General features: G+C 47.9%; 11 protein-coding genes. 6 read left to right on the top strand and 5 right to left on the bottom strand.

Annotated features, from left to right (window positions below):
- The 4 genes from QUA56_RS17785 to QUA56_RS17800 form a co-directional block, all read left to right on the top strand.
- Window positions 1-1,955, top strand: a 1,955-nt coding sequence (locus QUA56_RS17785; protein WP_333359885.1) for a hybrid sensor histidine kinase/response regulator, incomplete at its 5' end; no start/stop codon positions are given.
- Window positions 1,956-2,408: 453 nt separating this feature from the next.
- Window positions 2,409-3,029 carry an FMN-dependent NADH-azoreductase gene (locus QUA56_RS17790; protein WP_333359887.1) on the top strand — a complete coding sequence of 207 codons (621 nt, stop codon included), beginning with the start codon at window positions 2,409-2,411 and terminating at the stop codon, window positions 3,027-3,029.
- Between the two features lie 436 nt (window positions 3,030-3,465).
- Entirely contained in the window at window positions 3,466-4,314 is an 849-nt protein-coding gene (locus tag QUA56_RS17795; protein ID WP_333359889.1) for a pirin family protein, read from the top strand.
- 457 nt (window positions 4,315-4,771) lie between these two features.
- Complete coding sequence (locus QUA56_RS17800; protein WP_333359892.1) at window positions 4,772-5,248, top strand: chemotaxis protein CheW; 477 nt, start codon at window positions 4,772-4,774, stop codon at window positions 5,246-5,248.
- A gap of 3 nt (window positions 5,249-5,251) precedes the next feature.
- On the opposite strand, the gene QUA56_RS17805 is transcribed toward QUA56_RS17800, so the two are convergent.
- Entirely contained in the window at window positions 5,252-5,857 is a 606-nt protein-coding gene (locus QUA56_RS17805; protein WP_333359894.1) for a hypothetical protein, read from the bottom strand.
- Window positions 5,858-6,004: 147 nt separating this feature from the next.
- Between QUA56_RS17805 and QUA56_RS17810 the strand changes: the two genes are divergently transcribed.
- Complete coding sequence (locus QUA56_RS17810) at window positions 6,005-6,694, top strand: pentapeptide repeat-containing protein (protein ID WP_333359896.1); 690 nt, start codon at window positions 6,005-6,007, stop codon at window positions 6,692-6,694.
- A 547-nt stretch (window positions 6,695-7,241) separates the two neighbouring features.
- On the opposite strand, the gene QUA56_RS17815 is transcribed toward QUA56_RS17810, so the two are convergent.
- The gene (locus QUA56_RS17815; RefSeq protein WP_333359898.1) at window positions 7,242-8,081 is read right to left on the bottom strand and encodes a metal ABC transporter permease; all 840 of its coding nucleotides are present in this window, start codon (window positions 8,079-8,081) and stop codon (window positions 7,242-7,244) included.
- A gap of 96 nt (window positions 8,082-8,177) precedes the next feature.
- Entirely contained in the window at window positions 8,178-8,897 is a 720-nt protein-coding gene (locus QUA56_RS17820) for a metal ABC transporter ATP-binding protein (RefSeq protein ID WP_333359900.1), read from the bottom strand.
- A gap of 90 nt (window positions 8,898-8,987) precedes the next feature.
- Between QUA56_RS17820 and QUA56_RS17825 the strand changes: the two genes are divergently transcribed.
- Window positions 8,988-10,037, top strand: a complete 1,050-nt coding sequence (locus tag QUA56_RS17825; RefSeq protein WP_333359902.1) for a metal ABC transporter solute-binding protein, Zn/Mn family — start codon at window positions 8,988-8,990, stop codon at window positions 10,035-10,037.
- A 273-nt stretch (window positions 10,038-10,310) separates the two neighbouring features.
- On the opposite strand, the gene urtE is transcribed toward QUA56_RS17825, so the two are convergent.
- Together urtE and urtD are read right to left on the bottom strand one after the other, a co-directional pair.
- Entirely contained in the window at window positions 10,311-11,009 is a 699-nt protein-coding gene (gene urtE, locus QUA56_RS17830; RefSeq protein ID WP_333359904.1) for an urea ABC transporter ATP-binding subunit UrtE, read from the bottom strand.
- 75 nt (window positions 11,010-11,084) lie between these two features.
- Window positions 11,085-11,831, bottom strand: a complete 747-nt coding sequence (urtD, locus tag QUA56_RS17835; protein WP_333359906.1) for an urea ABC transporter ATP-binding protein UrtD — start codon at window positions 11,829-11,831, stop codon at window positions 11,085-11,087.
- Window positions 11,832-12,001 lie beyond the last annotated feature (170 nt).

The raw sequence follows: 12,001 nt of genomic DNA on the forward strand, positions 1-12,001 counted from the left end.
CCACTCTCCCCCCCTCCCCCACTTCCCCAGTTCCCAACCCGCAAAGGCCGACCATCCGTGTAGACTTGGAACGCTTGACAGAATTAGTGAATCTAGTCGGAGAATTAGTCATCAACCGTACAAATTTGGAACTTCAAGAATCCGAACTGCGGGGCGAAGTCAAGCGCATCCGCCGCAATATCGTAGATTTGAACCAATTCGGCGGTCAGTTGCGAGAAGAATACGACAGACTGAGTTTTGCAGACTGGAGAGGGGGAAACGGGAACTCTGGATTGGGAAAACTTGCAGCAGCAGAAACAGAATTTCCCATGATTGCTAACGGCAAATCCTCTCAGGCCCACGCTCACTTCGATATCTTAGAGATGGATCGTTATACAGAGTTCCACTCGACAGCCGCAGAAGTCATCGAAACTGCCCAAGCAATTTCTCAATCCGCCACAAAATTAGACACCTTAGCCATGAAATTCGAGCGCAGTACCGACCAACTGCGCCGCATTACCGAACAACTTCGCAGTCGCGTCATGCAGTTGCGAGTTGTGAGTTTCAGCCGCGCCGTCGATCACTTGCCCAGAGCGCTCCGGGATATGTGCCTCACATACGATAAAGATGTCAACTTGCTGCTAGTGGGAAGAGATACCAAAATAGACGAAAGTTTGCTCGACGCTTTGCGCGACCCCTTAATACACTTAGTGAGAAACGCTTTCGACCACGGCATCGAAATGCCCGAAGTTCGGCAAGCAATCGGCAAGCCCGCCAGCGGTCAAATTGAAATAGAAGCCCGCCACCAAGGCGGCCAAACTATTATTACTGTCGCCGATGACGGCAAAGGCATTGACTCGGAAATCATTCGCCGTAAAATTGTCAAAAAGGGTTTGGCGACGGAGGAACAAGCTCAAGACTTTTCCATTGCCGAACTCTACGATTTTCTGTTTTGGCCGGGTTTCAGCACTGCTGAAGGGGTCAGCGACCTTTCGGGGCGGGGAGTCGGGCTCGACGTGGTGCGAACAAATTTGCGGACTGTGCGGGGGACTGTGAAGGTTGACTCTCGCGTGGGAAAAGGTACGAGTTTTATTATCAAACTGCCGCTGCTGTTGTCGATTACTGATGCCTTGATGGTGAAGACCGATCGCAATACAATAGCAGTGCCGCTGGATGCAGTCGAGGAAATTCTGCACATTAAAGCCTCGGAAATTCACACCGCCGGCAATCAGCCGATGCTGTGGTGGCGGGAGGAATTTATTCGTTTGGTGAGGATGCAAGATTTGCTCGAATACAGCGTCCTCCCGCCGGATGCCCCCTCTCCTGACCCTTTGACCCAAGACCACATTCCTGTGCTGGTTTTGGCTTCTACCGAAGGAATGCTGGCAGTGGCCGTGGAACGGCTGATCGGCCAGCAGGAAATTGTGGTTAAACCTTTGCCGCCGCCTCTATCCAAGCCTCGCGGGGTTTTGGGGAGTACGATTTTGGGGGACGGGCGCGTGGTGACTATTCTGGATGTGGACGATTTGGTGGGTCAACCTTCGGCCAATAGTTCGATCGCCCCTGTGTCCGGTAAAGTGCCGCAGATGGCGCCGAGTTCGAGTCAGTCACCGCAGATTTTGATAGTGGACGATTCCTATACAATTCGCCAGTTGCTGTCTCTGACGCTGACTCGGGCTCGCTACCGGGTGGTACAGGCTAAAGACGGTGTGGATGCCCTGGAAAAGTTGCAAAATGGTCTTGATTGCAGTTTGGCGATCGTGGATATTGAAATGCCCCGGATGGATGGATTTGAATTGTTGCGATCGATCAGAGCCACCCAGCGGTTTGCTAATATTCCCGTAGCTATGCTGACATCCCGCAGCGGCGAAAAACACCGGCAAATGGCGATCCAATTGGGCGCCAACCAATATTTCACCAAACCTTACAGCGAAGCCCAACTTTTAGAAGCCATCCCCAAATTAATCAAACAGTGACCGGAAAAATGGGTGCAAGCCCCGTCCTTCTAGGACGGCTTTACAGTGAGATATCGGCTAAAATAAAGAAGGTCACTGACCCACCCGCGACGATGGAGACATAAACCCGCGTCTCCAAAGTTTGCAAGTATTGCAACGGGGAAGAAAAATCGGTAGACCGGGAAAAGAGGACGGGGCAATGGCGAACATCCCTAGAATCACGCACAGTACAAAAGAATTCCTGTTTGGATTTCGACACATAAAAACCGCTGGGCTGGCGGGGTGAGACATAGTGACTCGAAACTCTCTGAGTTACCCAAAATTATTATTACTTACTTTAGAGTAACTACTTTCCAAAACAAAGTAGTTACTTTTAGTATGTAGTAGAACGATTCGGAATTGACTCCTAAAAAGAGAGCTTCGCAGCGTTCGGTCTTCATTAAGTCACAGATCCCTTCAGAGCAAAAGAGTTTTATGGCGCACATTCTTCATATCGATGCCAGTCCCCGTGCTGAACGATCGATTTCCCGCAACTTGTCGAAGGACTTTGTAAAGCGCTGGCAAGCCGTGCATCCAAAAGACACCGTAACCTATCGAGATTTAGGACACCATCCCGTGCCCTATGTGGATGAGGCATGGATCGCGGCGGCTTTCTCCCCACCCACCGAGCATACGCCTGAACTGACAGAGGCGCTTCGGATCTCTAACGAATTAATCGATGAACTGCTGGCAGCCGATCGCTACGTCTTTGGCGTGCCGATGTACAACTTCAATGTCCCGGCTGTCTTTAAGTCCTACATTGACCAAATTGTTCGGGTCGGCCGCACCGTAGCGATCGGTCCTGATGGTTTCACAGGATTGGCCCAGGGGAAGAAATTGCTAGTGATTGCTGCATCAGGGTCAGTGTTTCGACCGGGTACGCCGTTTGCTCCTTACAACTTTCATGAACCCTACCTGCGAACTGTTTTTGGGTTTATCGGGATTACAGATGTCACCTTCATCAACGCTGATGGACTGAATAATAGTGGTGAGGCACGGGAACACTCGCTGGCTGAGGCACAGAAAGCCATACAGACGGCGATCGCCAACTGGTAAGCAAAACAAAGATGGCACTTGCGACCCTTTTCCTCTGGCATGGTAGTCCGACGTTTTGACATCCTCACCACCCTAGAAGGGCAGTGATTCCTAAGACTCACGACTTAGGTTTCTGCTTCATTGCAACTGCCTCTACCCTCTGGCGAGTTTATGGTCTTACGTTCGCTCTCGCGCACTATCCCCGCAAGCCCTGCGGTTCTTATGTGTCGAATTCGGTTTGAATTCAAGATTGTGTTTGTTGATTCAAGGGATGTTTACCATTGCCCCATCCTCTTTTCCCGGTCTACCGATTTTTCTGCCCCGTTGCAAAATATTGCAAACTTTGGAGACGCGGGTTTATGTCTCCATCGTCGCGGGTGGGTCAGTGACCAATCTAATTCTAACATTTCACCTGTAAAGCCGTCCAGGAAGGACGGGGTTTCTACCCATTTTTCTGATGAATCAGTTATCGACCTTAGCGAACGTCTCTACGCGCCAGATCGTTCAACGCACTAGAGGAGACCGCCACGGACCCATCACCCGCCTTGTTAGCCCGTCCGACTTAGGCAACCTCATCAAGCCGTTTGTGTTTCTCGATTATTTTGAAGCTGAACCGTCGATCGCATCGGGCTTTGGATGGCACCCCCATTCAGGCATTGCAACGATTACCTTCGTGCTGTCGGGTGCGACAAGCTATGAAGATAGCACAGGCAAACAGGGCATTCTGCCGGCGGGTGGCATTGAGTGGATGCGGGCGGGCGGTGGCGTTTGGCATACGGGCGGCGCGGCAAACAGCACCTCGCTCATGCAAGGCTTCCAACTTTGGATTGCCCTTCCCCCTGAGCAAGAGTTGGCTGCTGCCGAAAGCGTGTATCTCCCGCCACAGGAAGTCGCGGCAGACGGACCAGTGCAGGCGATCTTGGGACAGTACGGGGTTGCTCAAAGCGCTATTCCTGCACCCCCATCCCTTAACTATCTTGCGGTACGTCTGAAGGATGGCGATCGCTGGCGCTTTGAGCCAAGTCCAGAACATACCGTCTGTTGGGTGGCGGTACAGTCCGGCGGGTTGGAGGTAGGCGAACCAATAGCCGCTGGTGAACTCGTGGTTTTTGAGGAATCTACTGCTGCGATCGAGTTTGCTGCCAAAGGCGATACCCTGTTCATCCTTGGTTCTGCCATCAAGCATCCCCATAATTTGGTATTGGGAAATTACTCGGTTCATACTAGCTCAGATGCCTTACAAAAGGGTGAGACCGAAATTAGGCGGATCGCAAAACAACTTCAGGCTGCAGGTCGCCTAAAGTGAGCGTTGATGATTGGTTTCAGCAGACCTTAGTGCGATCGTATTCAACTCAGAGAATCGATCTAGATATCTTACGATCGCTCTCTAATTTTTGAGCTAATTGGTCTGAGTTATCTTGGTAGATACACGATCCGTCTTTACCGAAAAATTGGGTAAAAGCCCGTCCTTCTAAGACGGCTTTCTTTTTGTAAAGTGATGAGTAACATTGACCCGGTTGATTAGCCATTATCTGTTGAAAGCGTCAAATTGAGCGATCCTGCAACGAGTGCTGCGAAGAGAGCCCGCAAGGAAATGTCACACGTTTGAGAGCTTTATTCAGCGCAAAGACACGGGCGGCCCCTTCTGGGTTATGGCGAGAGCACGGCTTGTCGTCAGGGCGAGCGGACTCGCCCACCATGTGCCAGTTGGCCTTAGTCCTGAATCTAAAATCCAAAATCCCAAATCTAAAATCTAAAATCCCATGACTCACGCCAACTACAATCGCCGTTTTCGCAGCAATAAACAAGGAAATATCAGAACTGCTCCTCGAAAACTTGTTTCCTTTGAACTGGGCAACGTTTACTATGCGGTTCCTATTGAAAGGGTGCAGCGCGTTGTTAAGGATTTTAATCCCTACGGTTTTTTAGATAGCGGTCAAAGTTTAGTGCGGCACCAAGAAGAACTGATTACCCTGATTAATTTAGGCAAAATATTTCCCAGCAGTCGGAGCATTGCTGAGTGCAACTACCTGATTGTTTGCACCTTAAATAAGAGCGATCGCCTGGGAATTCCGGTTCCTGATATGCCCAAAATCTTGGAAATTCCCGAAGAAAGCTTCTGCGAAATTCCAGAATTGTACCGCCAACAGCAACTGCCTCCGGTAATAGAAAAGTTAATTCGCTCACCAGACGGTTCAGAAGTTTTTTATCTGAATTTGGCTCTATTTAGCCCAACCTAATATCTAGCAATTTTCAGTCATCATCCAAACGAGAAAGCCCAAGATTTGCTCAACCGGAGGCAGAGAATAATCTGTAAGATCGATAGATACGCATTGCTCTTCTAGTTTAAGAAACCGCCAAACTGTACCGCTAGTTACGGTTCCGTAAATCGTCGATATTGGCTGTTGCTTTTGTTGATTAAAACGTTGAGCTGCAACCATTTCTGCAAGGCATTGCCCTAAAGCTGGTTTAAGGTCTTCTTTCTTAGCTTCCACCAATACAACCGCAGGGGCTTTAATAAATAGTTGTTCCGGGGAACGACTTAGGAGAAAGTCCACATAGCCTGTGAGTTCAGCCTCCGGTTCTACATTGAATTCAACGCCTGAAAAAACGCTAATCTGCCCTTGAAGCTGCCGTTTGACTTCCAGCAACACAGGATTGATAATCCCCTCAGAACGAGCTTTTTCACTACTGACCGCGATCGCCCAGGGAATCGTTTCTTTAAGAGTATCCTGAAGCAAAAGACTAGGAGTGACTGGCGGAATTTCGGGTAAAAAACGCGCGCCTTCAACGATCGTAAGATTGAAATCCTCTACAGCTTTGCTGAGATTAAATTTACTGTAAGGCATAGGTTAATTATTTTAAATCGCATACCGTAACACTTTGACTTAAATCAGGAATGTTTTATTTTTGGCTTAATATACTCGATTGAGTGTACCATCTTTACATAGAATTTGCTGTAAATGGTATTCTTGCAAGCAAGAATTTATCGATCTATGAAAAAACTCACGATACTGTCGATCGCCCTGCTAATTCTTGGCACAACTCTCGAATTGCCGAAGCTGGGGCTACAACTAAGTGCGATCGGGCAAATACAAACGCCCCAACCACAAACACCCCAACCAATCCAAACACCCCAACCAATCCAAGCACCTCAACCAATCCAAACACCCCAACCAATCCGAACACCCCAACCAAAAGCAGACGACCCCAAAAACCTCGGCTACGTCTCCCCAGAATTTGCCGAAAAGCTCTCCCAGCAAGAAATTGACCAAATCAACGCCAACGTCGAAACGCTCCTGCTAACTCAAAGCTGCCCCCGCTGCGACCTCCGAGCAGTAAAATTAGTTAACATTCGCTTAAAAAATCCGATCGTTACAGGAGCAGATTTATCAGATGCCAACCTCAGCGGTAGTCGCTTCGAGCTCTCTGATTTTGTCAACACCAATCTAGCTCGCACAGACTTAAGCCGAGCCGAATTAATAGGAGCAAGAATGAGCAACACCAGCTTTAGAAAAGCTAACTTGACAGGGACAAATTTAGACGGTGCAGACCTGCGATTTTCCGACTTGAGAGATGCCAATCTTTCAGGTGCCAACCTCCGCAATGCTAATATAGATGGCGCTAGTATCGATCGAGCAAGTATGGCCGGCACCACAATGCCAGACGGTCGAAAAAATCAATAATACAGCCTCGTTTCCTGGGCGATTGAAATCGCTTCTTATCCAACAAAGTGCGGATGGTGCGCGGACTGAATAAAATTGAGTAAGGTGCACAGACCCAGCCCTGTCAAGGTGGCTGTCGAGGCTGGTTTATAGAACTCTGTCTGGCTTGATACAGCATATTCGGTGGTTCATGAAGTACAGTATCCGCCTTAATTATGTGGTGTTAATCAGTAGGGTGCGTCGCTGCTTCATATTTGATAAAACTTGCAGATTTTTGAGGGCGACGCACCTGACACGGGCGATCTCTCTTCTTGTGTGTACCGCACATACATGGAATATGCTGTAACTGTTGTCAATGGAAGCTGTGAAAGCTGGCTCTGTTATTGACTCAAAAAGAGTATACAAGCGAATTCGATTTGTTCAAGTATACGATCCTCCGAAAGCTCGATCGAAAATCAACACCGCGTTTGGCTCCGTTTGTCAACGGATAGACGTATAGGACTGGTTACGGTGATGGAGTTTGGGCGATCGTAGCGCCGTGTGTCAGTTGCGTCCAGGACTGATGGTATTATTCTCCTCTCTTTCTTGTCAAAATTCCTTGACTGGGACTCAACAGCAAAGCCAGTAAAAATAACCCAAAAACAACTAATACAATTGCCGCACCAGACGGCATATTCAAATAATAGCTGAGATACATACCACTCACGCTAGCTGTAATCCCAATAATTGCTCCCAATCCCATCATTAAATGCAGTTCTTTTACCAACAAATACGCCGTAATTCCCGGCCCGATTAACAGCGAAATTACTAACAGCGCCCCCACAGTTTGCAAACTCGCCACAATCGTCAGCGTAATCGCCGAAATCATCCCGAAATAAATCCAGTTTACAGCCAAACCGCACGCTTGCGCCCCCAGCGGGTCAAAGGTATAGAATAGCAGTTCTTTGTAAAGGAGTTTAACCGCCACTAAAATTATTAAAGTTATGACAAAAGTCTGCTGCACGTCAGCAGGTGCAACTGACAAAATATTGCCGAACAGAAACCCGTCTAAGTCTAATTTGTTTGTCCGCAACAGGCTAATCAGCGTGACGCTAATTGCTAAAAACGTAGACAAAATTAATGCCATAATTGCATCAATTTTAAGGCGCGATTGCGATTGAATCCACGCCATAATTACGGCGCTGATAATTCCCGATATAAACGCGCCGATCGAAATATTGAAACCTAAAGAAAAAGCAACCGGCAATCCTGCTAATACGGAATGGGCAATCATGTCAACCATCATTCCCATTTGCTGTACAATTAAATAGGAGCCAACAACGGCGCAGAGAATTCCTAGCAAAATGCCGACGGCGATCGCATTTCGCATGAACTCGAATTTTAGCGGCTCAATTAGTAGGTTTAACATTGAATTACATCAATAATAGGATTTTTTAAAGCACAATCAACTGCACAGGCGGGACGCCCGTGCCACAATCAGCTTTAAAGATAAATCTTTGTTTGCTTAGGCAGCCACTAAACTTAAATCGTATCCATAGGCTTTTTGAATATTAGCGGCTGTCAGCACTTCCCGGCAGGAACCGGTGGCAATTAAATGCTTATTTAGCAACAATAAATTGTCGTACTGTTTTAAAGTTTCGCCTAAATCGTGGCTGATTACTAGCAATGTTTTATTTTCGGCTTTGAGTTCGGCAAAAATATCGAAAATAATCTCTTCTGTTGCTTTGTCGATCGCGTTAAATGGCTCGTCAAAGAAGAATAAATCGGCTTGTTGGGCGATCGACCTTGCTAAAAAAATCCGCTGCTGCTGTCCGCCAGACAGTTCGCCAATTTGCCGATCGCGCAAATCCCACATTCCCACCCGCAGCAAAGCAGCTTTGACCAATTCTTGCGACTGCTTCGAGGGACTGCGAAACCAACCAGTCTGGACAGTTCGCGCCATCATCACCGCATTCCACACAGTAATCGGATAATCCCAGTCAATTTGCGATCGCTGCGGCACATAAGCCACCCGCGACAACTGTTGCTTCAGCAGCCGCCCCTGATATTTCACCGAACCCCGACAAGCCGGGATCAATCCCAGCATCGCTTTCACCATCGTGCTTTTCCCCGCGCCGTTGGGGCCGAACACACCGGTTAATTGCCCGGGATCTAACTCGAAATTCACGCTGTTGAGGGCCGAAATTCCTCGATAATTGACAGCTAAGTCTTGCACTTCTAGCATAATTCGAGATTTTGAGAACGATTCTTGTTCGTAGCTACTAGAATAGGATAACTCGAAAAAGCAATAACGATTATCGTTCCAAAGGTGAAAATGTTAAAAAACTTGGCTGGAAAAACCGGCAGATTGTGCGGTGCGGCTGTTTTGGCGATCGGCTGCGGACTGGTTGGGTGCAGTAGAGGACAGAACGCAACCAATCGGGCGCCACAGATCCCCGCCGCCAACTTGCCCAAAGTCGTCGCCACGACTGGTGTTATCTGCGACATCACTAAAGAAATTGCTCAAAGTTCGATCGACACCATCTGTCTCATCAAGCCGGGAGACGACCCCCACGCCTACCAAACCAAGCCGGAAGACCGCAAAGCGATTGAAACCGCAAATCTGATTTTATACGGCGGCTACAACCACGAACCCAGCATCATTAAGTTAATTGAATCCAGCAGTAATTCCGCGCCCAAAATCGCCGTACACGAACTCGCCGTTCCCAAACCGCTGATGGGCGAACACGAGCACGAACAGGGTGAAGAGAAAGCGGAAAACAAATCCCACGCAGAAGGCGAAAAAGTCCCTGACCCTCACGTTTGGCATAACCCTCAAAATGGCCTGCGTATGGTAAAAATAATTCGGGATGAATTGATCGAAGTTTCCCCCACCAATGCTCAACTTTATATCAGCAACGCCGCGAAATTAACAGATGATTTGCAAAAAATAGATACTTGGATAAAAGCTCAAATTGCGACAATTCCAGCCCAACAACGAAAATTAGTCACAACTCACGATGCTCTGAGTTACTATGCCGATGCTTACGGCTTGGAGAATGCTGGAGCTTTGCAGGGTGTGACAACAGAGGAACAGCCCACAGCAGCAAGAATTGCCGAATTGTCCTCAGAAATTAAGACCGCAGGAGTGCCGACAATTTTTGTCGAAACCACAACTAATCATAAGTTGATGGAGACTGTGGCGAGAGAGGCAAATGTCAAAATTTCGGACAAGGAACTTTACAGCGACGAGTTGGGCGGCGCAGGCACCGGTGCTGATACCTATGAGGGAATGCTGAAAACTAATACTTGCGCGATTACTTCTGGCCTCGGCGGCAATTGTACTCCCTTCTCAGGACAAGCAACACCAACTCCCAAACCATAGACTTCGTAGGGTGTGCACTGCAAACCATAAAGTTGCTGGGTGCGCCGAAGAACACCTTACATTTGCTGGGTGCCCAATTACATAAGACTTCCGAGGGTTCGCAGTGCGCCCTTACATTTGCTGGGTACGCAGCAAAACGCAGCGCTCGTCATCGCAGAATTTATCGATACAGCTCGACTTTTAGCTGCGTCTCAGCAGCCACCAAGACGCAGGCTGGGTGCTTGTGGGCCCACCCTACTAATGACTAATGACTAATGACTGCTGACTGCTGAATCAAACAGCCAAAAACCTCTGAATCACCTCATCACTTAATTCGCTAGTGCTTCCAGAAGCCACAATCCCGCCTTTTTGCATAGCATAATACCAGTCAGCTTGCCGCACAAAATGCAAATGTTGCTCCACCAACAAAACAGAAATTCCCCTAGTCGCAACTACGCGGCGTACCGCAGCTTCTATATCTAAAATAATAGAAGGTTGAATCCCCTCCGTCGGTTCATCCAAAACCAGCAATTTCGGCTCTCCCATCAAAGCTCTAGCAATAGCTAACTGCTGCTGCTGTCCCCCGCTCAAATCACCTCCCAGGCGATCGAGCATAGTTTTCAAAACCGGAAATAAATCAAAAATTTCATCAGGAACTTCAGGATTTTTTGTTTTGGTTGGTTTCGCTTCCAAACCTAACAATAAATTTTCCTTCACCGTCAAACGGGGAATAATTTCGCGCCCTTGAGGTACGTAACCAATTCCCAATCTAGCCCGCTGGTGAGTCAACTTAGAAGCAATAGAATCTCCCCCAAAAGCAATAGTGCCGCTGCGCGGTTGCAGCAACCCCATAATCGTTTTTAGCATAGTAGTTTTGCCCACACCATTGCGCCCGATCAAGCAAACCATTTGCCCCGCCATGACGCTTAAATCGACATCGCGCAAAATGTGACTTTCGCCGTAGTAAACATTTAAATTAGAGACTTGTAACATATGGTTAACTGTTGACTGTTGACTGTTGACTGTTGACTGTTGACTGTTGACTAATGACTAATAACTAATGACTTCTTACTCTTCCGGTTTGCCCAAATATACCTCAATTACTCGATCGTCATTTTGCACCTCATCCATAGTCCCCTCGCACAAAACCGAACCCTGATGCAACACCGTCACCTGCCGCGCAATTTGCCGCACAAACTCCATATCGTGTTCAATTACCAACACCGAATGACTTTCGGCCAGCGAAATCAGCAAATCTCCAGTTAACACCGTTTCCTCATCAGTCAAACCCGCCACAGGTTCATCTACCAACAACAAATCAGGAGATTGAGCCACTAACATTCCAATTTCCAACCATTGCTTTTCCCCGTGAGAAAGCAAACCAGCCGAAACATCAGCTTTAGCCACTAAACCAATTGTTTCTAACAAACCGGAAACCGTGCGTTTTTCAGCAGCCGAAGCAGGCTTGAACAAAGTCGAAAACACATTTTTATGGCGGCTGCAAGACAATTCCAAATTTTCGCGCGGCGTTAAATTCAAGTAAACTCGCGGCGTCTGAAACTTGCGGCCAATTCCCAAGCGCGAAATCCTATCTTCCGACAACTTGCGTAAATTCTGTCCCTTAAATAACACCCGGCCCTCTGTCGGCTGCACCTTCCCGGTAATCGAATCGAGAAAAGTTGTTTTCCCCGCACCGTTGGGACCAATGATAACTCGCAGTTCGCCCGCATCCATGCTGAAATTTAAACCGTTGATGGCTTTAAAACCATCAAAACTAACCGTCAGGTTTTCTATTTCTAATACTTTTGCATTCATCGCTGATTTTCCTCGTAGGGTGCGTCAGTTAACAGTCTCTGGGTAAGCCGGAAAATCAGTTGGCTGACGCACCTGACATCGCTGATTTTCTCTGAGAAGGTGCGTCAGTTAACAGTCTCTGGGTAAGCCGGAAAATCTGCTGGCTGACGCACCTGACATCGCTGATTTTC

This window comes from Microcoleus sp. N3A4, from assembly GCF_036701805.1.
In the GTDB taxonomy this organism is placed as follows: domain Bacteria; phylum Cyanobacteriota; class Cyanobacteriia; order Cyanobacteriales; family Microcoleaceae; genus Microcoleus.

Bases quoted from the DNA above. Each gene is read 5' to 3' on its own strand.
- QUA56_RS17790 (WP_333359887.1), top strand. From the start codon at position 2,409: ATGGCGCACATTCTTCATATCGATGCCAGTCCCCGTGCTGAACGATCG.
- QUA56_RS17795 (WP_333359889.1), top strand. From the start codon at position 3,466: ATGAATCAGTTATCGACCTTAGCGAACGTCTCTACGCGCCAGATCGTT.
- QUA56_RS17800 (WP_333359892.1), top strand. From the start codon at position 4,772: ATGACTCACGCCAACTACAATCGCCGTTTTCGCAGCAATAAACAAGGA.
- QUA56_RS17805 (WP_333359894.1), bottom strand. From the start codon at position 5,857: ATGCCTTACAGTAAATTTAATCTCAGCAAAGCTGTAGAGGATTTCAAT.
- QUA56_RS17810 (WP_333359896.1), top strand. From the start codon at position 6,005: ATGAAAAAACTCACGATACTGTCGATCGCCCTGCTAATTCTTGGCACA.
- QUA56_RS17815 (WP_333359898.1), bottom strand. From the start codon at position 8,081: ATGTTAAACCTACTAATTGAGCCGCTAAAATTCGAGTTCATGCGAAAT.
- QUA56_RS17820 (WP_333359900.1), bottom strand. From the start codon at position 8,897: ATGCTAGAAGTGCAAGACTTAGCTGTCAATTATCGAGGAATTTCGGCC.
- QUA56_RS17825 (WP_333359902.1), top strand. From the start codon at position 8,988: ATGTTAAAAAACTTGGCTGGAAAAACCGGCAGATTGTGCGGTGCGGCT.
- urtE (WP_333359904.1), bottom strand. From the start codon at position 11,009: ATGTTACAAGTCTCTAATTTAAATGTTTACTACGGCGAAAGTCACATT.
- urtD (WP_333359906.1), bottom strand. From the start codon at position 11,831: ATGAATGCAAAAGTATTAGAAATAGAAAACCTGACGGTTAGTTTTGAT.